Source organism: Gordonia sp. AC31 (assembly GCF_031844505.1).
Lineage (GTDB): Bacteria > Actinomycetota > Actinomycetes > Mycobacteriales > Mycobacteriaceae > Gordonia > Gordonia hongkongensis.
In genome coordinates this window covers 43,990-66,067 of the sequence record NZ_JAUZVK010000021.1, presented here as the reverse complement: position 1 = coordinate 66,067, position 22,078 = coordinate 43,990, and the positions used below count along the sequence as shown (strand labels likewise).

The window sequence follows — 22,078 nt, the reverse complement described above, 5'->3', positions numbered from 1 at the left end:
GTGGTCTCTGAATGTCGTTCTCCGCTATCACGGCACCGGTGTGGCGATGGACTTGATGACCTCAGTGCTCGGCGGAACGGATATCCCGGCCTACCTCTGGGTTGCACGCGACAACGCGCGGGCAGTGGCCTTCTATCGCAAACACGGATTCGAACTCGACGGGGCCACACGTCACGACTCCGGCTGGGATTGTCACGAAGTACGCATGAACAACGCACAGTGATGACCGCCCGACCAACAGCCACCTACTGGCGCACCTGAACCCCGGTACTGCTCGCGCGATCCTGCTCGCTTGTTGACCGACAGACTGCAACTCGACCGGTAGACCTCGATCGAAGTCCATAGGTCGAGTTGAAGTCTGTCGGTCGCGGGGGCTGGTTGCTGGACCCTTCGAGGCTCGTCGACCTCGACGCGCTCCTTCGTCGCTTGCTCGGCCCGGCGGCTTGCGCTCCTCGCACCTCAGGGAGCGGAAGAAGGCTCGTCACTTAGGGTTTGGGAGCCTCGGTCGCTGGACCCTTCGTGGCTCGTCGCTATCGCTCCTCGCACCTCAGGGAGCGGCGGGGCGCTCCTTCGGATAGGGAGCGGTGGGGGCGCTCCTTCGGATAGGGAGCGGGAGCGAAGCTCTCGCTCGCGCCGGCTGCGCCCTCGGGTCAGGCACCGACGTACTCGGCGAGGTGCTCGCCGGTGAGCGTGGACCGGTCGGCGACGATATCGGCGGGTGTGCCCTCGAAGACGATCCGGCCGCCGTCGTGGCCGGCGCCCGGGCCGAGGTCGATGATCCAGTCGGCGTGGGCCATCACGGCCTGGTGGTGCTCGATGACGATCACCGACTTCCCGGAGTCGACGAGCCGGTCGAGCAGCCCGAGGAGCTGTTCCACGTCGGCGAGGTGGAGGCCGGTGGTGGGCTCGTCGAGGATGTAGACGTCGCCCTTCTCCCCCATGTGACCGGCCAACTTCAGGCGCTGGCGTTCGCCGCCGGACAGGGTGGTCAGCGGTTGACCGACCTTGATGTAGCCGAGCCCGACGTCGACCATCCGGTGCAGGATCTTGTGTGCTGTCAGGAGTTTGGCGTCGCCGTCGGCGAAGAAGGCTTCCGCCTGGGCGACCGACATCTCGAGCACTTCGCTGATGTTGCGGCCGCCGAAGGTGTAGTCGAGCACCTCGGCCTGGAATCGCTTGCCCTCGCACACCTCGCAGGGCGCGGCGACGCCGGCCATCATCGCGAGGTCGGAGTAGACGACACCTGCACCGTTGCAGTTGGGGCAGGCACCCTCCGAGTTCGCGCTGAACAAGGCGGGTTTCACGCCGTTGGCCTTGGCGAACGCCTTGCGGATCGGCTCGAGCAGACCGGTGTAGGTCGCCGGATTGGAGCGCCGCGACCCCTTGATGGCGCTCTGGTCGATGGAGACGACCCCGTCCTCCTTGGCGACCGTCGAGTTGATCAACGAACTCTTGCCCGAGCCCGCGACGCCGGTGAGCACGACCAGCACACCGAGGGGGATGTCGACGTCGACATCGCGCAGGTTGTTGGCGTCGGCCCCGCGGACCTCGAGATGACCACTGGGCGTGCGGACCTCGTCCTTCACGGCGGCGCGGTCCTCCAGATGGCGCCCGGTGAGCGTGTCCGCGGCCCGCAGTTCGTCGACGGTGCCTTCGAACACGATCGTGCCGCCGTCGGTGCCCGCTCCAGGGCCGATGTCGACGACGCGGTCGGCGATCGCGATCACCTCCGGCTTGTGCTCGACCACCAGCACCGTGTTGCCCTTGTCCCGCAATGCGCGCAGCAGATCGTTCATCCGGGTGATGTCGTGCGGGTGCAGACCGATCGACGGCTCGTCGAACACATAGGTCACGTCGGTCAGCGACGAACCGAGGTGACGGATCAGCTTGGTGCGCTGCGCCTCTCCGCCGGACAGGGTGCCGGCCGGGCGTTCCAGGGACAGGTAGCCGAGGCCGATGTCGACGAACGCGTTGAGGTGGTCTCGCAGCGCGGTGATCAGCGGGGCCGCGGACGGATCGTCGAGTTCGGCCACCCACTGGGCGAGATCGCTGATCTGCATCGCGCATGCGTCTGCGATGCTGATGCCCTTGATCTTCGACGAACGGGTCTCGGCGGTGAGGCGGGTGCCCTCACAGTCCGGGCAGTTCGCGAAGGTGATCGCCCGGTCGACGAAGGCACGGATGTGCGGCTGCATGGCCTCACGGTCCTTGCTCAGCATCGACTTCTGGATCTTCGGGATCAGACCTTCGAAGGTGATGTTGATGCCCTCGACCTTGATCTTGGTGGGCTCTTTGTAGAGAAGGTCGTTGAGCTGCTTCTTGGTGTACTTCGCAATGGGCTTGTCGGGGTCGAAGAAGCCGCAACCGCGGTAGATCCGGCCGTACCAGCCGTCCATCGAGTAGCCGGGGATCGTCAGCGCGCCCTCGTTGAGCGACTTCGACGAGTCGTAGAGTGCGGTGAGGTCGAAGTCGGAGACGTCGCCACGTCCCTCGCATCGCGGGCACATCCCGCCGGTGATGGAGAAGCTCCGACGCTCCTTGACCTTCTGCCCGCCCTTCTCGATGGTCACCGCACCCGCCCCGCTGATCGAGGCGACGTTGAACGAAAACGCCTGCGGCGATCCGATGTGCGGAAATCCCAAGCGACTAAACAGGATACGCAGCATCGCGTTGGCGTCGGTGGCCGTGCCGACGGTCGACCGGACGTTAGCCCCCATCCGCTCCTGGTCGACGATGATCGCCGTCGTCAGACCCTCCAGGATGTCGACGTCCGGACGAGCCATCGACGGCATGAAGCCCTGCACGAATGCGCTGTACGTCTCGTTGATGAGGCGCTGGGATTCCGCGGCGATGGTGCTGAAGACCAGTGAGCTCTTCCCGGAACCCGACACCCCGGTGAAGACTGTCAGCCGACGCTTGGGCAGATCGACGCTGACGTCCTTGAGGTTGTTCTCCCGGGCTCCGTGGACGCGGATGATGTCGTGCGTGTCGGCGGGGTGGATGCCGTCGGCCCGCACGGCGTCGACCTTCCGTGCGGGACGGGTGGCGGTTCGGCTCATCGTCTCTCCATCACTGGCGCGACCGCGGATGGGCGGTCATCGGCGTTCGGGGTGCTCGTGTCATTCCGGAGGTCCGTCGCCGCGAGGTCGGTGCGCGGACTCCCGGTCGATCTAACCAGGGTGGAGGGCGCCGGCGCGGGGTGTTGTCGGTCGACGACCGCGCCGAGTGCTTCCGGGGGCGGGTATCGACCGGGGCCGCACATCTCTCAGCCGGCCTGGTCGATACGGATGAGGTTGCCCGCCGGATCACGAACGGCGGCGTCGCGCACGCCATACGGCTGATCCATCGGCTCCTGCACGATGTCGACGCCGCTGGACTGCAATTTTTCGAAAAGCCCGTCGAGGTCGTCGGTCGCCAGCGTCAGCGCGCCGTAACTCCCCTTGGCGATCAGCTCGAGGATCGTCTGGCGTTCCTCCTCGGAGATACCGGGATCGGCAGCCGGCGGATGCAGGACGATCGACGTGCCCGGCTGTCCGGGCGGGCCGACGGTCAGCCACCGCATGCCCTCGTAGCCGACATCCTTGCGGAGTTCGAAACCGAGGAGGTCACGGTAGAAGCCCAAGGCGGCGTCGCCATCGGTGTGTGGGAGGAAGGTGTACTGGATCGTGATGTTCATGGGATCAGGCTAGGCAGTCTCAGCCGCGCTGTGCTTCTCGATTCCTGATCGGTCTCGTGATGTTCTTCGCCAGGCACGCCGGTATCCCGTCCGTCGCGTCGGCCGACTGTTCGCGATAGACCGTCGGCGGGACCCCGACGAGTTCGGTGAACCGGGTGCTGAAGGTGCCCAGTGACGAGCAACCCACCTCGAAGCAGACCTCGGTGACGGTCAGGTCGCCGCGCCGCAGCAGCGTCATCGCCCGTTCGATGCGGCGAGTCATCAAGTACGAGTAGGGCGATTCGCCGTAGGTCTGGCGAAACTTCCGGCTCAGGTGACCGGCCGACATGTTCACCCCGCGCGCGAGCGCCTCGACGTCGAGCGGCTGCGCGTACTCGCGGTCGATCCGGTCGCGGACCTGACGCAGCAGGGTCAGGTCGCGCAGGCGCTGATCGGAATCGGTTCGCGGCACGAGTCGATCGTAGTGTGCTCAGACCCCGAGCACCGCCGAGATGTCCGCACCGAGGGCGTCGAGACGGCGTGCGGCCTCGTCCCGCGGTACGGCGCCGTCCGGGCAGTCGAGGACGACTTCGAGATAGCACTTCAGTTTCGGCTCGGTGCCGGAGGGACGCACGACGACGCGGTCGTCGGCGGCGGTCCGCACCAGGACGCCATCGGTCGGCGGGAGATCAGCGGATCCATCTGCCAGGTCGCGGTTCTCCACCACCGGCGAGCCGGCCAGTCGTTCGATCGGCGACGAACGCAGGCGCTGCATCATCTCGGCGATCAGCGCGGTGTCCTCGACGCGGATCGTCAACGGTGCGGTGGCATGCAGGCCGTGGCGACGGGCGAGCCGGTCGAGTTCGTCGGTCAGCGTGCGGCCATCCTGCCCGAGTTCCTCGACGAGGGAGATGACCCGGATCATCGCACCGATGCCGTCCTTGTCGCGGACGGTGTCGGGGTCGGTGCAGTAGCCGATCGCCTCCTCGTAACCGAAACGCAGGCCGGGAGTCCGGGCGATCCACTTGAATCCGGTGAGCGTCGCCGCGAAACGTAGCCCGTGGTCCGCGGCGATCCGGCCGAGCAGCCGGCTCGACACGATCGAACACGCCAGGGTGTCACCGGGGCGCGTCGCATCCCGTGCCGCCTGCTCCCCCAGCAGCGCGCCGATCTCGTCGCCGGTGAGCTGCCGCCACTGTCCATCGGGACCGACCGTCGCCACCGAGCAGCGGTCGGCGTCGGGGTCGAGGGCGATCACGACGTCCGCGTCGACGTCGCGTGCGAGGTCGAGCGCGAGGTCGAGGGCACCGGGCTCCTCCGGGTTCGGGAACGGCACCGTCGGGAAGTCCGGATCGGGAGCGGACTGCGCCGCCACCACGTGGACGTCGCCGATTCCCGCGGCCCGCAGCACATCTCGGGCGACCGTACCCCCGACCCCGTGCATCGGCGTCAGTACGACGCGCACCGGCGACGGACTGCCGCCGGGTCGAAGCCGCGCGGTGCGCTCGACATAGGTCCGCACGGTCTCGTCGTCGAGGTGGACGACCGCCGCGGGGTCGCGGGACACCTCGTCAGCGGGCGGCGCCTGCGCGATCCGGGCCGCGATGTCGGCGTCGGCCGGCGAGATCATCTGCACTCCCCTGCCCGCATCGTCGGTGGCACGGCCGCCGAGATACACCTTGTAACCGTTGTCGGCCGGTGGGTTGTGCGAGGCGGTGATCATCACCCCGGCGTCGCAGTCGAGCGCACGCGTCGCATGAGCGGTGACCGGCGTCGGCAACCGAGGAGGTAGCGTGAACACCGTGAGCCCTTGCGCCGCAAGCACTTCGGTTGCCGCGTCGAAGAACTCGGCCGATCCGTGCCGGGCGTCGCACCCGACCACGACACGCGCGTCGGGACCGACCGTGTCGAGCAGATACCGCGCGACACCGGCCGTGGCGCGGGTGACCACGGCGACGTTCATCCGTGACTCGCCCGCACCGACCTCCCCGCGCAGGCCGGCGGTGCCGAAGGTCAGCGGTCCGCGGAAGCGGGACGCGAGATCGTCGGCAGCGGCGACGTCACCGGTCACCGCCGCGTCGATCAGATCGGTCAGCACGGCTCGGGTCGACGGATCCGGATCGTGGTCCCGCCAGCGCCGCGCGGCCGCGAACAGCTCGGCCCGGGTCACCGGATGCGGCGACCCGGCTCGACGCGGTCACCCAGTGCCACCCGGGCGCCACGCAGGATCTGCGTGTCCATCCCCACCAACGTGATCTTCTCGGTCGGGACCGGGCGTGTCCGCGGGTGCCCGCCGATCACCGCATTCGGGCCGACGCGCACCCGTTCGTCGAGGACAGACCATGCGACCGACGCGCCGGCGCCGATGACAACGTCACCGAAGATCACCGAATCGGCCACGACCGCACCTTTTTCGACGACCACCCCCGGTCCGAGAACGCTGCGTCGGACCGTTCCGTGCACGTGGGCGCCGCTGCTGACGAGACTATCCTCGACGACCGCCCCGGTCTCGATACGCGCGGCCGGGCGCTGCGGCTGGTTGGTGAGGATCGGCCGGTCGGCGCGGAAGACGTCGAGGGACCCGTCGATGAGGTCGCGGTGCGCCTGCAGGTAGGTCTCGGGACGGCCGGCGTCGATCCAATAGCCAGGCATCGCGTGGGCGACCGTCTTGCCGCGGTCGACGAACCAGGGCACCAGGTGTTCGCCGAAGTCCCCCAGGCCGGTGTCGTCCTTCGGGGATCCCTCGGTCGTCCGGCTCTCCAGGTACTCGAGGCCCTCGATGAGCACGGCCGGGTCGTAGACGAAGATCTCGGTGGCGATCGTGCGCGTGGTGGCGCGTTCGGGTTTGTAGCGGAACTCGCGGACTATCCCGTCTCGACGGGCCTTCACGGTGGCGTGCTGGGTGGCCTCGTCCAGCGGACACGTCGTGGTGACAACAGTGCATTCGGCGCCATGGCGGCGATGGGTCTCGATGGCGTCGCGGAAGTCGAAGTCGTAGACGTGGTCGGCGCTCATGACGATGACCTCGGCCGGTGCGTGGGCGGCGATGCGGCCGCGGATGCGATACAGCAGGTCGGCGTTGCCGGTCGCGAAGCCGTCTTCGGTTTCCGGGGCGTCGGTCTGCTCCGGCATCACCACGCGCAACCCGCCGCTCGTGCGGTCCAGATCCCAGGGACGGCCACCCGCCACGATCTGGGTGATGGTCTCGGCCTCGTACTGCACGCACAACCACACGTCGTCGATGTGACTGTGGTGCAGGTTGGAGAGCGGGAAGTCGATGAGCTGATAGTTGCCCGCGAACGGCAACGCGGGTTTCGCCCGCCGATCGGTCAGCACCTCCATCCGCGAACCACGTCCACCGGCCTGCACGATCGCAAGAACCTCCGAATACCGCATCACCCCAGTCTGCCCCACGCCGCCGGGTTTGCCCGGATACCGTGGCCGACGGAACTCGACGACAAGCGACGAGGAGGTACGAGCAGTGACGCACATCCACCGGGCCGAGCACGCGACGACGGAGCGTGTGGAGGTCGACTGCCTCGTGATCGGCGGCGGCATCGTCGGGCTGGCGGTGGCGCGGGCATTCGCCCGGCGAGGACGCGACGTCGTCGTTCTCGAGGCCACCGATTCGGTTGGCGCGCAGACGACCTCGCGGAGCTCGGAGGTGATCCACGCCGGCATCTACTACCCCGAGGGCAGCCTGAAGGCGGAACTGTGCGTCCGCGGTCGCGAGCAGTTGACCCGATTCTGCGACGAGCACGGCGTCTCGTGGGCGCGGCCGGGCAAACTCATCGTCGCCACCGACGGCACTCAGAGCGAACGCCTCGACGTCTTGCTCCGACACGGTCTGGCCAACGGCGTTTCCGACCTTCGACGGATCGGAGTGGACGAACTGCGCGACCGGGAACCGGCGGTCGAAGGCGTCGCGGCACTGTTCTCACCGTCGACCGGGATCGTCGACGTCGACGGTGTGGTGCGTGCACTGGTGCGTGACCTGGAGGCACACGGTGGCGCGATCGCGTTGCGCAGCAGAGTGATCGGCGGACAGATCAACGCACACGGCGTCACCGTGCAGACATCGGACGGCGAATCGGCCTCCGCCCGGACGCTCGTCAACTGTGCCGGGATCGGCGCGTGGGAGGTGGCCCGGGCGCTGGCCGGCTTCGGCGGCCGGATCCCGCCGCGCTTCCTCGCCAAGGGGAATTACTTCGGGTTGTCCGGCGTCCGGGCGCCGTTCCGTCACCTCGTCTACCCGATCCCCGCCGACGGCGGATTGGGCGTGCACTTCACGATGGATCTCGCCGGCGAGGCCCGATTCGGCCCCGACGTCGAATGGCTGAACTCGTCCCCCGACGAGACGATTGCCGGAGAGGTACTCGACTACGCCGTCGACGAGGCGCGCGCCGACGCATTCGAACGAGCCATCCGCACGTACTGGCCGCACTTGCCGGCCAACGCCCTGGTGCCCGCCTACGCCGGGATCCGGCCCAAGGTCGCCGGGCCGGGTGCCGGTGCCGGTGACTTCGTGATCCAGGGGCCGCGGTCACACAGCATCGCGGGCCTGGTCAACCTCTTCGGTATCGAGTCGCCGGGCATCACGTCATCGTTGGCGATTGCCGACCATGTCGTCGGTCTGGTCACGCCCCCGACGACGTGACCAGACCGACCGGGAGCGCTCAGCCCTGGTGCGCCGCACCCTCTTTGGGGTGGTACTGGTAGGCAGCGCTTGCCTTCTCGCGAACCTTCATGGCCTGGATCGCGTCGTGATGACGCCGGGCGTGATAGGCCAGCGGGAAGTACGTCAGCCGCTCCGGCAGGGTGCGGTAGGCGAATCGTAGATTGCGATGAATCCGCTCGAGGTGACGCTGCTCGGCGTCGGACCAGCTCAGGCCCAGGATCTCCCGCACGCGCGGATCCATGACGCCGACGGTGGTCAGGTAGTTGAAGTTCTGGAACGGCACCGACGCGGTGGCAGCGGCCTTCTTCACGGCGGGGCGCAACGCCTTGGGCACCGACTTCGGGACGACGGGCGCGGCGCGCATCTGACCGATCAGTTCCAGCGCGACCGGGTGCCGGACGAGCTTGTTCTCGATGAAATCGTCGAAGTACTCGTCGAACTCCTCGAGGGTCTCGGGGTAGTTCTTCATCGGTACCTGGACGATCTTGGCGATGCGGCGGTTGTCCCGCAGGAGTTCTTTGCGCTCCTCGAGGGTGAAGTGCCGGCCCAGCACCAGCGGCGCGGCGGTCTCGATCGTGGGTAGCGCGGTGGCGATCACCCAGGCGTACGCCTCCGGGTTGAGTGCACTGATGTGCTTGCCCTCCGAGTTGCGCATCTGCAGCGGCTGGTGCAGCTTGCGGAGACGCTTGCCCTCCTCGAGAGCCTCCTGACCGCCGTAGGTCCAGCGCAGCACCGAGTCGGCGGAGCGGATCGCACGTCCCACGGGATCGGTGCGGAAGACTGAATACTTGTCGACGACATCGCCGATGACGGGGTGCATCACCTGCATCACGAACGCCGCCCCGTTGATCGGGAGGAACGTGTACATGCCGGTGAGCTTGGCGGTCAGCGAGTCCGGCGGGATCAGTTCGATCTCGTCGTCGCGGTGGTTGAGCAGCGGCTCGCCCGCCACGAAGTCACTCGCTGCGGGTTCGGACGCTGTCCGTTCTTCGTGTACCGCGGTCATGGTGCCCCCAACATCGGTCTCGGATACTACTAATTCGACAACATTCGTAGTCAGATTAGCGCAGGCGTTCCCGAAAACCCACCTTTTGTCGGATTTCGGCTACTGAAGCGAGTCGGCTCCGGCGTCGGGGCCGATGACCACGGTCCGCGTGGCGAGTTCGCGGTGGCGAACCGTGAAGATCCGCGTGCCCTTCTTGCGTCCGCTGCGGACCTCGCTGAGATCGAGTCCGTCGGCCGTCAGACGCGCGTGGGTCGTGTCCACATCGGTCGACCGCCATGCCACACCCCAGAGCAAGACCGGCGACGACGGCACCGGGTCGGCCGGCGGGCGGGGCGCGGCGACGACCTCGACGATCAGGTCGTCGCGCCGGAAGAACAGCTGACGGGCGTCCTGCCCGATCGGCTGGTCGAGACGGAAATCGAGGCCGAAGGTGCCGGCGAACAGCGCGACGGCGACATCGCGGTTGTCGCAGGTGAAGACCAGATGGTCGAGGCCGGTCAGATCGCCGTCAACGGCCGCCCCGGATTCGGGTCGTTCGGCGATCCCGACCGGACTGGTCTCACCCAGCGCTCCGAGGACGGTGTCCGCGAGCGGATACCCGCGCCGGCCGAGTAGACGCCGGGACGCCGTGATGTCGTCGACCGTGAAGTACACGTCGTGGGTGTCGGGCTCGCCGGCCGACAGCCGCATCGAGAGGGCGACGTTGCCGAGGTTCACCACTCGCCGGCCGTCGGCGCCCGTACCGACCTCGTGTCCGAGCAACCGCTGGTAGGTCTCGGCGGTCGTCGACGGGTCGTCGCTCGCGAGATCGACGAGTGCGTGCGGGCCGGCGGGCGGAATCGTCACCGCTTCTTCTTACCCTTCCGACGACGAGCCGGCGCCGGCGGCACCCGTCGATGGATCAGTTGCGCCGAGCTGGTGATATGCCAAGCGCGACAGGAGCACTCGTAGTAGCGCAGCTCCGGGGCGGTACCAACGAGGTGGCGACGGAGTCGATCGATGCCCTCACGAGCGTCGGCCGGTGAGGCGAACGGCAGTTTGTCAGGCGTCGGGCAGGCCGGATAGTCGATGCCGGCGCGGCGCCGGCGTCGAGGTTGCTCGCGGAACGCCGTGCGTGCCTCGACATCGCGATAGAACGCTTCGAGATCGTCATCGGAGAAGGGCACCCGTCGATTATCCCCCGAGCCGCGTGCGGGCTGGGATCAGCGGGCCATCCACAGCCGACGGCGGATGACCTGGCGCATGCGGCGCAGCTCCGCAGCGGTCAATCCCGACGGCGGGTCGGAGTCGACGAGGCGGTCGACCTGGGAGAAGAAGTCCCGATCGGTGAGGCCGAACTCCTCGACGATCTGCCGGGAGGAGCCCCCGCCCAGGGAGTACCAGTCCGTCTCGAACTGGATCATCTGCTGCTGTTTGCTGTCCATGAAGACCACCGAATCTGCGTTTTCGACCTGAAACCCGGACTTGTGCCGCGGAGCCACTCGGCTTCGGCTCCTGCGTGACACACGTCACCGACGTCGTCATTTCTACACCTGTCGACCGACAGAAGACAGCAGGCGGCCCATGCTGATTCCAAAGGTCCCGCAGATGTTCATCGCACGTTCGAAGACGGCCGCGGAGAAGCTCAGACCGCCAGTCGATCGCCGGTCCCGGCACGCGCTTCGCGCCGGTTCGCGCGGATGCTGCTGGCGAGCGACGCGCCGATGAACGCCACGCCGACGAGCCCCGTGATCACCTCGTTGATCTCGATCTCGACGCTGATCAACAGGATTGCGGCCAGCGCGCCGATGGCCCAGTGCGCACCGTATTCGAGGTAGCGGTACTCCCCCAGCGTGCCCTTGCGGACAAGGTAGATCGTGATGGACCGCACGAACATCGCGCCGATGAATCCGAGCCCCAACGCGATGATGATCGGGTCGGAGGTGATGGCGAAGGCGCCGATCACCCCGTCGAAGGAGAACGACGCGTCCAGGAGCTCGAGATAGAGGAACAGGAAGAACCCGGCCTTGCCGGTGGCGACGGTGACCGGGTGCGGACCGGAGCCGTCCGATCCGGACCTGTGTGAGTCGGGCCCGTCTGATTCCGGCCCGTCCGATCCCGGCTCGGCCATGAACAGCGAGCTGAGCCCGTCGACGGTGATGTAGGTGACCATGCCCAGGATCCCGGCGATCAGGACGGTCGCGCGGCTCTCGTCCGGCGCCAGGAACTCGGCGGTGAGAACCAGCGCGAGGGCGGCCAGTACGACCGCGAGCTGGTCGAGCTTGCCGAGCGTGGCGAGCGGCTTCTCGAGCCACGTGAGCCAGGTCTGCGGGCGCTCGGCCAGCACGAAGTTGAGGAACAGGAGCAGGAGGAACATCCCGCCGAACGCCGCGATCTGCGGGTGGGCCTCGGTGAGGATCGTCTCGTAGCTGGGCTGGCCGTCGGCGAAATGCGTCTGCCCCTCGGGCGGCGGGTTCATCGCCAGGTCGAGCGCCTCGACGGGGTTGAGACCTCCGGTGATCCACACGATGACCAGCGGGAACAGGAGACGCATGCCGAACACGGCGATGAGCACGCCGACGGTGAGGAACATCTTCTGCCAGAACGCGCTCATCCGTTCGAGGATCGTCGCGTTGATGACCGCGTTGTCGAACGACAGGGACACCTCGAGCACGCCGAGGATGGCGCACAGGGCGAGGCCGGTCCAGCCGAGGTAGAGGTAGGCGACGACCAGCGCCACGAGCGTGACGACGAGCGAGGGCGCGAAGATGCGCGCGGTCACCGCAGCTTCTCGGCTTCCCGCGCGAGTTCGAGCAGCGTGTCGGTGAGGTCGGCCAGCACGTCGTGTCCGGCACCTTCGGCCACCGCGGTGCCGAGGTCCTCCGCGGCGCACCGCAGCGCGAACATCCGGTCGCCGAAGTCGGCGGCCTCGGCCGAGGAGAGGATCACCGCGTCGTCGGGAATGGACGTGCCCTCCAGCAGCGTTCTCTGCTCGTAAGCACGCTGCCTGCACGATCGCTTGCAGTACTTCCGCCGACGCCCCATCTCGGAGTCCACCATCGTGCGGCCGCACCAGGCGCAGGCGTACGGCCGACGCCGACGCGATGCGCCCGTTTGTACGCCGTGCGTAGTGCCTGGTTCCACACCGAGACCGTACCGCTGTCACGACCGGCCCCGCTCGCTGCGCTCCCGGCGGCGGCACACACTCGCCCCGCTCGCTGCGCTCCCGGCGGCGGCACACACTCGCCCCGCTCGCTGCGCTCCCGGCGGCGGCCCCGCGGACCGCGGTGGACAACACGGGTCGTCGCCGGTGGCGAACCCACGCAGGAATGCGCGTAGAATGTTCCTGTTGACGACCCGAAAGTCGCGCGCAGCGTTGCGCGCGAACCTGGAATGCAACAGAGATCTCCCGGCAGACCGGGAGATCCGACGAAGTTGAGAGGAACCCTTCATGGCAGATCGAGTACTTCGGGGTAGCCGCCTCGGCGCGGTGAGCTACGAGACCGATCGTGACCACGACCTCGCGCCACGACGCATCGTCCAGTACCGCACCGACAACGGCGAGATCTTCGACGTGCCGTTCGCCGACGACGCGGAGGTCCCGTCGAAGTGGCCGTGCAAGAACGGCATGGAAGGCACCATCCTCGAGGGCGCCGAGCCCGAGGAGAAGAAGACCAAGCCGCCGCGTACGCACTGGGACATGCTGCTCGAGCGTCGCAGCGAGGAAGAGCTCGAAGTGCTGCTCAACGAGCGCCTCGACCTGCTCAAGCAGCGGCGCAAGGGCATCACCAACTGACACCCGCCGGGCGCCCGACGCCCGGAACCGAACAGACCCGGCAGGACATCCCTGCCGGGTCTGTTCGTCTGCTCAGCGGATCATCGCGTCCGGACGAGTCCCCAGCGCTCGAGGCGGCTCTGGACTCCCCAGCGGGCGACCATCGTGAACGCCTCGGACATCACGCCGCCACTCATCTTGGACACCCCGATCTCACGTTCGGTGAAGGTGATCGGTACCTCCCGGACGTCGAAGCCGGCACGCACCGTGCGCCACGCCAGGTCGATCTGGAAGCAGTAACCCGCGGACTCGACGGTGTCGAGCTGGATCTTCTCCAGCACGATGCGGCGATAGGCGCGGAACCCGGCGGTGATGTCGTGGACGCCCGCACCGAGAGCCAGACGGGCATAGGTGTTGGCACCGCGGGAGAGGAACTCCCGGCGCTTCGGCCAGTTCACCAGCTTGCCGCCCGGGACATAACGGGACCCGATCACGAGATCCGCGCCGTCGTTGACGGCGTCGAACAGGCGGTGCAGCTGCTCAGGCGCGTGGCTGCCGTCGGCGTCCATCTCGACGATGACGGCGTAGTCGCGGTCGAGTCCCCACGCGAAGCCGGCGAGGTACGCCTTGCCCAGGCCGTCCTTGTCGACGCGGTGCATGACATGGACCCGGGTCGCCGCGTCGGCGCGAGCAAGGTCGTCGGCGACATCGCCCGTGCCGTCCGGGCTCGAGTCGTCGACCACGAGGACATGCGCCCCTGGCAGCACGTCCTGTAGACGTCCGATGATGAGCGGCAGGTTGTCGCGCTCGTTGTACGTCGGCACGACGACGAGTGCGCCCGTGCCGTCGGCGCCGACCACGCGTTGCGGCGCGTCGTCGGGCCGCCGCTGCCCTGCCGTGGCGTCAATCCCCGATGCCATCGAGCTCCTTCGTGTCACCGGTCGCCCGTGCGGCGACCCTGCGTGGCCTGAGTGAGAACCTAGTACGCGAGCGCAGCGCAAACAAAAGCCCGGCCACCGCCGCGATGATCGCGATCACCTCCGGCCAGGGGCCCAGGCGGGTCGCGAGGGTCATGTCCTCATGGAGTGGCAGACGCCCGGTCAGCACGTCCGCGGTGAATATGCCGGACTGCTGGCTGATGGATCCGTCCGGCTCGATGACGGCGCTCACCCCACTGGTGGCCGCGACGACCACGGACCGCCCGTGTTCGACGGCCCGGACCTGTGACATGGCCAACTGCTGATACGTCATCTCGGTCCGGCCGAAGGTCGCGTTGTTGGTGGGAACGAACAGCATCTGCGCGCCGTCCCGGACGGATTGCCGAGCGGCCCGATCGAAGGCGACCTCCCAGCAGGTCGCGACACCGACGGTCACCGTCCCCGAGCGACCGGGCACATCGACCACCGTGGGTCCGGTGCCGGGGCGGAAGTCTCCGGCCATGTCCGCATACGACGAGAACAGGCGGAAGAACGGCCGCCACGGGAGGTATTCGCCGAACGGCTGGACGATGTGCTTGTCGTAGCGGTCGACCGGGCCCTGCGCGCCGTCCCAGACCAGGACCGAATTGGTGGGTCGGCCATCGGGGTTGCGGATGAGCGTGCCGACCAGGATCGGCGCGTCGACGGCCTCGGAGGCCGCGGTGATCCCGGCGGCCGCGTCTGCGTTGTCCAGCGGCGAGATGTCCGAGGCGTTCTCCGGCCACAGGACGAAGTCGGGCTGCTCTGTCTGCCCGGTGTCGATCGCCCGGCCGTAGGACATCGTGGTGCGGACATGATTGTCGAGGACAGCGCGCCGCTGGGCGTTGAAATCCAGACCCAGTCGCGGGACATTGCCCTGGATGGCACCGATCCGGGCCGAGGACGTCGCGATGTTGCGGTCGAGGCTGGCGGGGGTCGCCGCGATGGCCGCGATCGGTGCGAGCAGCGCGATGGCCACCGCGGCGGTCGCGATGCGCACCACGCCCGAGGAACGTTCGGTGGACGGCCCCGGGCCGTCGGCGTACTCGGGGTCGGAGGCGGTCGTCGTGCGCCGGTACGCCCGGGTGAGGATCACGAGCAGCCAGGCGACCGCGGAGCCGAACAGCGCGACACCGGCCGACAGCCCCGGAGCGCCGAGCACCGAGGCCAGCGGCAGCAGCGGCCCGTCGACCTGACTGAATGCGGTTCTCCCCCAGGGGAACCCGCCGAAAGGGAAGGCGGAACGGAGCGCTTCGACGAGCACCCACGACAGCGTGAACCACACCGGGGGCACCGGAAGCCGCATCGTCAGGGTGGCGATCGCGCCGAACAGCGCGAGGTAGACGGCGAGCACCGCGGCCAGGGCGAGCCACGGGAGCGGACCGACGTAGACGCCGATCCACGGCAACAGCGGCACGAAGAACGCCAGCCCGAAGACGAAGCCGATCCACGCGCCGGTGCGCACCCGGGGCGACCCGACGAAGAGTGCGGCGAACAACAGGCCGAGGCCGAGGACCGCGAGGAACCACCAGTTGCGGGGTGGGAACGCGGCCCACATCGCGACACCCGCGGCGGCGACGGTCCCGGTACGTGCGAGCCAGGACCGTGAGATCCGGGATCGGGAGACCCGCGGGGGACTCACCCGGCGTCCCGGTCGTACAGGGTCCGGCCCCGGTGCACGGTGCGTACGCAGCGCGGCAGCGCGGCCCCCGGTGAGACGTCCGGCAGCGCGGGCACCCGCGACCGCGGATCGGTCGACCAGCGCTGGACCTTCTCGTGGGATCCGGCGACGACGAGCTCGTCGACCTCCCACACCGCGTAACTCGCCGGGGCGCCGGGCGTCAGGGTCCCGGTGACACCGTCGTTGACTCCCCCGGCCCGCCAGCCGCCGCGGGTCGTCGCGGCGAACGCGCCGCGCGCCGAGATCGCGTTGGTCGGCTGATGATGGTGCACAGCGGCCCGGATGGTCGACCACGGGTCGATGGCCGTCACCGGCGCGTCTGACGAGAACGACAGCGCAACACCGGTTTTGGCCAGCATCGCGAAGTCGTTGAGGGTGGCCGCGCGGCTCGCCCCGAGACGGGCGTCGTACAGGTCGCCGGGACCGCCCCATTCGGCGTCGAACAACGGTTGCATGCTGGCGATGACGCCGCAGCGGGCGAGGACCTCGGCGTCGGCGGCGGTGACCATCTCGGCGTGTTCGAGCCGGTGCGCACAGCGGGCGAGCGCGGGCGTGCCGAGTTCGTCGGCGAGTTCGGCGAGTGCGCCGACGACCACACCGGTCGCGGCGTCGCCGATGACGTGGAAGCCCGCCTGGATGCCTGCGATCGTGCAGGCGCGCAGGTGATCGCGGATCGCCTCGGCGTCGAGGTAGCTGATACCGCTGGTGTGCGGATCGTCGGTGTAGGGCTCCGAGAGCCACGCGGTGTGGGAGCCGATGGCACCGTCGATGAACAGGTCACCGCCCAGGGCATCGGCCCGGGTGATCGACATCAGTTCGCGGGCGTGGTCGGCGTCGGTGACGGCCTGGCCCCAGTAGCGCCGGATCTCGACGGGATGGTCGAGTTCGGCGAGCGCGAGGAAGTCGTCCATGCCGCTGATGTCCGGTCCGCCGTTCTCGTGCACGGCCACCACCCCGTGGGCGGCGGCCCCGTCGAGCGCGCGGCGTTGTGCACGTTCACGATGCGCCGCGGTGACCAGCAGGCGGGCCGCGCCGCGGACGAGATGGTGGGCCTCGGCGACCAGCGGCTCCTCCGGGTGATACCCGACGGCGTCGGCCAGGTCCGGGATCAGGCGTCGCAGCGCGGTGGAAGCCACCGCGGAGTGCTCGTCGATCCGGGCGAGGTAGACCGGCCTGGTCCCGACGACGGCGTCGAGCTCGGTGGTCGTCGGGAAGCGACCGTCGTCGGGTTCGGCGCCCGCCCAGGTCGAGTCGTCCCAGCCGAGACCCCAGATGAGGTCGCCTCCGTCATGGGCGGATTCGGCGGCCACGGCCTTCTCCACCAGCCGCAGGCAGTGCGTGCGGCTCGACGCCTCGTTCAGGGTGAGGCCGTCGAGTCCGAGCCCGGTGGACGTCAGGTGGACGTGGGAGTCGACGAACCCGGGACTGACGAAGTGTCCGGCGAGGTCGATGACCTCGGCGTCGGGATGGAGTGCGCGGCCGACGTCGTCGGTCCCGACCCAGACGACGATTCCGTCGGTCACGGCCATCGCGGTCGCGTCGGGGGCCGCCGGCGAGTACACGGCGCCGCCGAGAAGCAGTTGGGTTGCCACGATCGTTCAGTGTGCCTTGCCGTCGGAGGAGGGTGGCGAGGGGTCCGGGTGCGTGTGTTCCGGGACCGCGGTGGGTTGTGCTGCGCTCGGGCGCAGATCAGGACCTGTTCAGTGGCCCTGCGGCAGACCTCGGGTCCCGTACGGGGACGACGAAGATCCCGGCTCGGGCGTGTCGGACTCCACGACCGTGCCCTCGACGACGGTTCCGCCACGTCCTGCGCCGTAGACACCGGTGGCGTACATCCCGGCCCGGTCCATCGCGGTCGCCACACGGCGGGCACCCACCGCGGCGACGGCCGGACGCATCACCCGACGGGTGGGCGGGAACAGCAGTAGGGTCCCGGCCACGGTCGACACGACGCCCGGAACGACCAAAAGGATGGTCGACACGGCGACGAGCGCGGTGTCGGCCAGCGGGGCGCGGGCGTCGACCTCGTTTCTCGACGCGCGGCGCAGCTCGTCGAAGACCTTGCCGCCCTGCCAGCGCAGGACGACGAATCCGAGGACCACGGCGGCGAGGCTGATCAACACCGCCCAGCCGAATCCGAGGGTCATGACCATCGCGACGAATGCGGCGATCTCCAGCACGGCATAGGCCGCGAACCAGCGGAGAGCCATCATGCTTCACCTGTCCTTCGGTGCCCTTCGGCACCCGTTGACGTCAGGGTCTGCGTGGACAACGAACGACGACGCGGTTTTGTCCCGGGGGGTGGTTTCGACAAGCTCAACCAGCGCTGGGCGGCTGAGCCGGCGGTGGGCGGCTCAGCCGGCGGTGGGCGGCTCAGCCGGCGGTGGGCGGCTCAGCCGGCGGTGGGCGGCTCAGCCGGCAGAGGCGTCCTCGCCGCGGCCCTCGATGTCGCCCTCGGTCTGGAGGTAGACGGTGCGCAGGGCGTCGAGGAGCTCGGCCGGCGGTTCGCGCCACATGTCGCGCTCGACGGCCTCGAGGAGACGTTCGGCGATGCCGTGCAGTGCCCAGGGGTTGGACTGCTGCATGAACTGCTGGTTCGTCTCGTCGAGGACGTAGGACTCGGTGAGTTTCTCGTACATCCAGTCGGCGACGACGTCGGTGGTCGCGTCGTACCCGAAGAGGTAATCGACCGTGGCGGCCATCTCGAACGCACCCTTGTATCCGTGGCGCTGCATCGCCGAGATCCAGCGTGGGTTGACGACGCGGGCGCGGAACACCCGGCTGGTCTCCTCCGACAGCGTGCGGGTGCGGACGGAGTCGGGGCGGGTGCTGTCGCCGATGTAGGCCTCCGGCGAGGAGCCGGTCAAAGCGCGAACGGTCGCGACCATGCCGCCGTGGTACTGGAAGTAGTCATCGGAGTCGGCGATGTCGTGTTCGCGGGTGTCGGTGTTCTTGGCCGCCACGGCGATCCGCTTGTACGCGGCGCGCATGTCGTCGACCGCGGGCACCCCGTCGAGGTCGCGTCCGTAGGCGTAACCGCCCCACTCGGTGTAGACGCGGGCCAGGTCCTCATCGCTGCGCCAGTCCCGTGAGTCGATGAGTTGCAGGATGCCGGCGCCGTAGGTGCCGGGCTTGGAACCGAAGACACGTGTCACGGCCCGACGCCGGTCGCCGTGCTCGGACATCGCGGCGCGCACGTGTGCCGCGACGAAGTTCTGCTCGTCGGACTCGTCGTCAGCGGCCGCGGCGAGCGCGACCGCGTCGTCGAGCATGGTGACGACGTGCGGGAAGGCATCCCGGAAGAAGCCAGAGATGCGGACGGTGACATCGATGCGGGGACGTCCGAGTTCCTCGAGGCCGATGAGCTCGAGCGAGGAGACCCGCCGCGACATCTCGTCCCACACCGGCATGACCCCGAGCAGCGCGAGCACCTCGGCGACGTCGTCACCCGAGGTGCGCATGGCGCTGGTCCCCCACACCGACAGCCCCACCGACGCCGGGTATTCGCCGTGGTCGGTCAGATAACGCTCGAGAAGGGAGTCGGCCATCGCGCGGCCGGTCTCCCACGCCAGCCGTGAGGGCACGGCCTTCGGGTCGACCGAGTAGAAGTTGCGTCCGGTCGGCAGCACGTTGATCAGCCCGCGCAGCGGTGACCCGCTGGGTCCGGCCGGGATGAACCCGCCGTCCAAGGCGTGCAGCACCCGCGGGACCTCGCCGGTCGTCTGACGCAGGCGCGGGACGACCTCGGTCGCCGCGAAGGTGAGAACATCCCCGACCGCGCTGGGCAGTCCCGCGGTGGCCGCGGCAACTGCTTCGGTCGACCAGTCGTCCTTCGCGCAGGCGGCGACGAGTTCGCGGGCCTGCGCCTCGACGGCGTCGACGGAACCGCGTTCGGCCGAGCCGTCTTCGACGAGTCCGAGGGCCTCGCGCAGGCCGGGCAGGGCCGACGTGCCACCCCAGAGCTGGCGTGCGCGCAGCATGGCGAGGACGAGGTCGACCTCGGCGTCGTCGCGCGGGGGCTCGCCGAGCACGTGCAGCCCGTCACGGATCTGCACGTCCTTGATCTCGCACAGCCACCCGTCGACGTGCAGCAGCATGTCGTCGAAGACCTCTTCGTCGGGCCGTTCGGTGAGCCCGAGATCGGAGTCCATCTTCGCCGCGGTCAGCAGTGTCCAGATCTGCTGGCGGATCGCGGGCAGCTTCGCCGGGTCGAGTGCGGAGATGTTGGCGTGCTCGTCGAGAAGCTGTTCCAGCCGGGCGATGTCGCCGTAGGACTCGGCGCGTGCCATCGGCGGGATCAGATGGTCGACGAGAACCGCATGAGCGCGGCGCTTGGCCTGCGTCCCCTCGCCCGGGTCGTTCACCAGGAACGGGTAGACGAGCGGGAGGTCGCCGAGGGCGGCGTCGGTCCCGCAGTCCGCCGACATGCCGAGGTTCTTGCCGGGCAGCCACTCGAGGTTGCCGTGTTTGCCGACGTGCACGATGGCGTCGGCGCCGAAGCCGGTGTCGTGCGCCGCGATCCACCGGTACGAGGCCAGATAGTGGTGCGACGGCGGCAGATCCGGATCGTGGTAGATCGCGACCGGGTTCTCGCCGAACCCGCGCGGCGGCTGCACCATGATCGCGATGTTGCCGAAGGTCAATGCCGCGATGACGATGTCGCCGTCGGGATTGTGCGTGCGGTCGACGAACAGGTCGCCCGGAGCGGGTCCCCAGTGCTCGGTGACCGCCGCGCGCAGTCCTTCGGGCAGGGTGTCGAACCACGACCGGTAGTCGCGCGCGGACAGGCGGATCGGGTTGGCGGCGAGGGTCTCCTCGGTCAGCCAGTCGGCATCCTGACCACCGGTGGCGATGATCTGGTGGATCAGCGCATCTGAATCATCGTCGGCGAGACCGGGGATCGCGTCCGGGCCGGCCTCCGGGCCGATGTCGTAGCCGGCATCGCGCATCGCGGCGAGAAGGCGCAGCAGGCTGCGCGGGGTGTCGAGACCGACGGCGTTGCCGATCCGCGCGTGCTTGGTCGGGTAGGCCGACAGCATGACCGCGATCCGCTTGTCGGCGGCCGGGGTCCGACGCAACCGGGCGTGCGCGGTGGCGATCCCCGCCACCCGTGCGCAGCGCTCGAGATCCGGCTGGTACCAGGGCAATCCGTCGTCGTCGAACTCCTTGAAGGAGAACGGCACGGTGATGATGCGGCCGTCGAACTCGGGCACCGCCACCTGGGTGGCGACGTCGAGTGGCGACAGGCCGTCATCGCTGTCCTCCCAGTCCGCGCGGGACCCGGTGAGGCAGAGACCCTGCAGGATCGGGATGTCGAGGGCGGCGAGACGTTCGATGTTCCACGCCTCGTCGTCGCCGCCGGCCGAAGCGGTGGCCGGGGTGGCGCCACCGGCGGCCAGCACCGTGACCACGAGGGCGTCGGCGGTACCGAGCAGTTCGAGGAGGTCGTCGGGCGCAGTCCGCAGCGAGGCGCAGAAGATCGGCAGCGCACGGGCCCCGCGGTCCTCGATCGCATCGCACAGCGCGGCGATGTACCGCGTGTTGCCCGCCAGGTGCTGGGCGCGGTAGTAGAGGACCGCGATGGTCGGGGCGTCGGGCCCTTCGTGGCTCGTCGCTTGCGCTCCTCGCACCTCAGGGAGCAAAGAAGGGTCGGCTTCCGCTCCTCGCGCCTCAGGGAGCGGAGAGGAGGCGGCCGGAGAACGTTCGAGCACGCCCCACGCGGGCGTCTGCTGCGGGAGTTCGAAACCGTTGCCGGTGAGCAGGATGGTGTCGGACAGGAAGTGGTGCAGATTCACGAGGTTGGCGACGCCGCCCGCGGCGAGATAGTCGTGGGCCTGGGCGGCGACGCCGGAGGGCACCGTGGAGTGCGCCATCAGATCGGGGTCGGGCTGCTGCTCACCGGAGCAGACGACGAGCGGCTTGCCGGTCGCCTCGACCGCAGCCAGCCCGTCCTCCCAGGCGCGTACACCGCCCAGGATGCGCACGACGATGAGGTCGGCGTCGGCGGCGAGACGCGGGATGTCCTCGATCAGGATGCGAGAGGGATTCGCGCCGCGGTAGGACACCGACGCGTCGGGCGACGCGTTGCCCTCGTCGGCCGCCGAGGCCGTGAGCAGGTCGGTGTCCGAGGTCGAGAGCAGCAGGATCATCGTGTCTCCTCGCCGGGTTGTCGCGCCCGGTGCGTGTCGGTGCCGTGGGTGGCGGGTGCAGTGCGAGGGACTGGTCTGACTTCCGGATGTCCGGCCGATGCCGACCCCCGGTCACAGTGGCGCGACCGCGCCGGAATCGCACCGGCTTCAGCCCGCTCGCGGTGCGTTCAGCCTACGGCCACCGCGCCCGCCGGTCGTA

At 68.9% G+C, this 22,078-nt stretch carries 19 protein-coding genes and 1 riboswitch; of the genes, 3 read left to right on the top strand and 16 right to left on the bottom strand.

Features of this window, described 5'->3' with window-relative positions; all coding sequences use genetic code 11:
* The coding region (locus tag Q9R39_RS20245) for a GNAT family N-acetyltransferase (RefSeq protein WP_311278044.1) at positions 1 to 223 on the top strand (223 nt) is incomplete at its 5' end.
* A gap of 427 nt (positions 224 to 650) precedes the next feature.
* On the opposite strand, the gene Q9R39_RS20240 is transcribed toward Q9R39_RS20245, so the two are convergent.
* The 5 genes from Q9R39_RS20240 to Q9R39_RS20220 all read right to left on the bottom strand — a co-directional run bounded on the left by Q9R39_RS20240 (position 651) and on the right by Q9R39_RS20220 (position 7,051).
* Positions 651 to 3,059: an excinuclease ABC subunit UvrA gene (locus tag Q9R39_RS20240; RefSeq protein ID WP_311278043.1), complete on the bottom strand. Its 2,409-nt coding sequence runs from the start codon at positions 3,057 to 3,059 to the stop codon at positions 651 to 653.
* A 206-nt stretch (positions 3,060 to 3,265) separates the two neighbouring features.
* Positions 3,266 to 3,676: a VOC family protein gene (locus Q9R39_RS20235; RefSeq protein WP_137810807.1), complete on the bottom strand. Its 411-nt coding sequence runs from the start codon at positions 3,674 to 3,676 to the stop codon at positions 3,266 to 3,268.
* 19 nt (positions 3,677 to 3,695) lie between these two features.
* A complete protein-coding gene (locus Q9R39_RS20230) occupies positions 3,696 to 4,127 on the bottom strand; it encodes a helix-turn-helix transcriptional regulator (protein ID WP_058250457.1) in 432 nt (143 codons plus the stop codon).
* Positions 4,128 to 4,145: 18 nt separating this feature from the next.
* On the bottom strand, positions 4,146 to 5,825 hold the full coding sequence (locus tag Q9R39_RS20225) for a phospho-sugar mutase (RefSeq protein WP_058250456.1): 1,680 nt from the start codon (positions 5,823 to 5,825) through the stop codon (positions 4,146 to 4,148).
* Positions 5,822 to 7,051, bottom strand: coding sequence for a glucose-1-phosphate adenylyltransferase family protein (locus Q9R39_RS20220; protein ID WP_058250455.1), 1,230 nt, complete (start codon positions 7,049 to 7,051; stop codon positions 5,822 to 5,824). Before Q9R39_RS20220 ends, Q9R39_RS20225 begins: the two co-directional genes overlap by 4 nt.
* A 28-nt stretch (positions 7,052 to 7,079) precedes the next feature.
* Between Q9R39_RS20220 and Q9R39_RS20215 the strand changes: the two genes are divergently transcribed.
* Positions 7,080 to 8,312, top strand: a complete 1,233-nt coding sequence (locus Q9R39_RS20215) for an NAD(P)/FAD-dependent oxidoreductase (RefSeq protein WP_311278042.1) — start codon at positions 7,080 to 7,082, stop codon at positions 8,310 to 8,312.
* Positions 8,313 to 8,331: 19 nt separating this feature from the next.
* Here the strand turns inward: Q9R39_RS20215 and Q9R39_RS20210 are convergent, their stop codons facing one another.
* The 6 genes from Q9R39_RS20210 to Q9R39_RS20185 form a co-directional block, all read right to left on the bottom strand.
* Positions 8,332 to 9,339, bottom strand: coding sequence for an oxygenase MpaB family protein (locus Q9R39_RS20210; protein ID WP_058250453.1), 1,008 nt, complete (start codon positions 9,337 to 9,339; stop codon positions 8,332 to 8,334).
* A 99-nt stretch (positions 9,340 to 9,438) separates the two neighbouring features.
* Complete coding sequence (locus Q9R39_RS20205) at positions 9,439 to 10,185, bottom strand: VOC family protein (protein ID WP_058250452.1); 747 nt, start codon at positions 10,183 to 10,185, stop codon at positions 9,439 to 9,441.
* The gene (locus Q9R39_RS20200; protein ID WP_058250451.1) at positions 10,182 to 10,505 is read right to left on the bottom strand and encodes a hypothetical protein; all 324 of its coding nucleotides are present in this window, start codon (positions 10,503 to 10,505) and stop codon (positions 10,182 to 10,184) included. Before Q9R39_RS20200 ends, Q9R39_RS20205 begins: the two co-directional genes overlap by 4 nt.
* Positions 10,506 to 10,541: 36 nt before the next feature.
* Positions 10,542 to 10,763 carry a DUF3263 domain-containing protein gene (locus Q9R39_RS20195; RefSeq protein ID WP_058250591.1) on the bottom strand — a complete coding sequence of 74 codons (222 nt, stop codon included), beginning with the start codon at positions 10,761 to 10,763 and terminating at the stop codon, positions 10,542 to 10,544.
* 200 nt (positions 10,764 to 10,963) lie between these two features.
* Positions 10,964 to 12,100 carry a DUF475 domain-containing protein gene (locus Q9R39_RS20190; protein ID WP_058250450.1) on the bottom strand — a complete coding sequence of 379 codons (1,137 nt, stop codon included), beginning with the start codon at positions 12,098 to 12,100 and terminating at the stop codon, positions 10,964 to 10,966.
* Entirely contained in the window at positions 12,097 to 12,378 is a 282-nt protein-coding gene (locus Q9R39_RS20185) for a hypothetical protein (protein WP_058250449.1), read from the bottom strand. The genes Q9R39_RS20190 and Q9R39_RS20185 overlap by 4 nt, the downstream gene beginning before the upstream one ends.
* Positions 12,379 to 12,769: 391 nt before the next feature.
* On the opposite strand from Q9R39_RS20185, the gene Q9R39_RS20180 reads away from it, so the two are divergent.
* Positions 12,770 to 13,114: an RNA polymerase-binding protein RbpA gene (locus Q9R39_RS20180; RefSeq protein WP_058250448.1), complete on the top strand. Its 345-nt coding sequence runs from the start codon at positions 12,770 to 12,772 to the stop codon at positions 13,112 to 13,114.
* A gap of 80 nt (positions 13,115 to 13,194) precedes the next feature.
* On the opposite strand, the gene Q9R39_RS20175 is transcribed toward Q9R39_RS20180, so the two are convergent.
* The 5 genes from Q9R39_RS20175 to cobN form a co-directional block, all read right to left on the bottom strand.
* On the bottom strand, positions 13,195 to 14,013 hold the full coding sequence (locus Q9R39_RS20175; RefSeq protein WP_137810800.1) for a polyprenol monophosphomannose synthase: 819 nt from the start codon (positions 14,011 to 14,013) through the stop codon (positions 13,195 to 13,197).
* A complete protein-coding gene (gene lnt / locus Q9R39_RS20170; protein WP_396275707.1) occupies positions 13,997 to 15,607 on the bottom strand; it encodes an apolipoprotein N-acyltransferase in 1,611 nt (536 codons plus the stop codon). The genes Q9R39_RS20175 and lnt overlap by 17 nt, the downstream gene beginning before the upstream one ends.
* An 80-nt stretch (positions 15,608 to 15,687) precedes the next feature.
* A complete protein-coding gene (locus tag Q9R39_RS20165; RefSeq protein WP_311278040.1) occupies positions 15,688 to 17,322 on the bottom strand; it encodes an amidohydrolase in 1,635 nt (544 codons plus the stop codon).
* A 108-nt stretch (positions 17,323 to 17,430) separates the two neighbouring features.
* Positions 17,431 to 17,940, bottom strand: coding sequence for an FxsA family protein (locus tag Q9R39_RS20160; protein WP_058250590.1), 510 nt, complete (start codon positions 17,938 to 17,940; stop codon positions 17,431 to 17,433).
* Positions 17,941 to 18,141: 201 nt separating this feature from the next.
* Positions 18,142 to 21,879 carry a cobaltochelatase subunit CobN gene (gene cobN / locus Q9R39_RS20155; RefSeq protein ID WP_311278039.1) on the bottom strand — a complete coding sequence of 1,246 codons (3,738 nt, stop codon included), beginning with the start codon at positions 21,877 to 21,879 and terminating at the stop codon, positions 18,142 to 18,144.
* Between the two features lie 71 nt (positions 21,880 to 21,950).
* A riboswitch (cobalamin riboswitch) is annotated at positions 21,951 to 22,028 on the bottom strand.
* Positions 22,029 to 22,078: the final 50 nt, after the last annotated feature.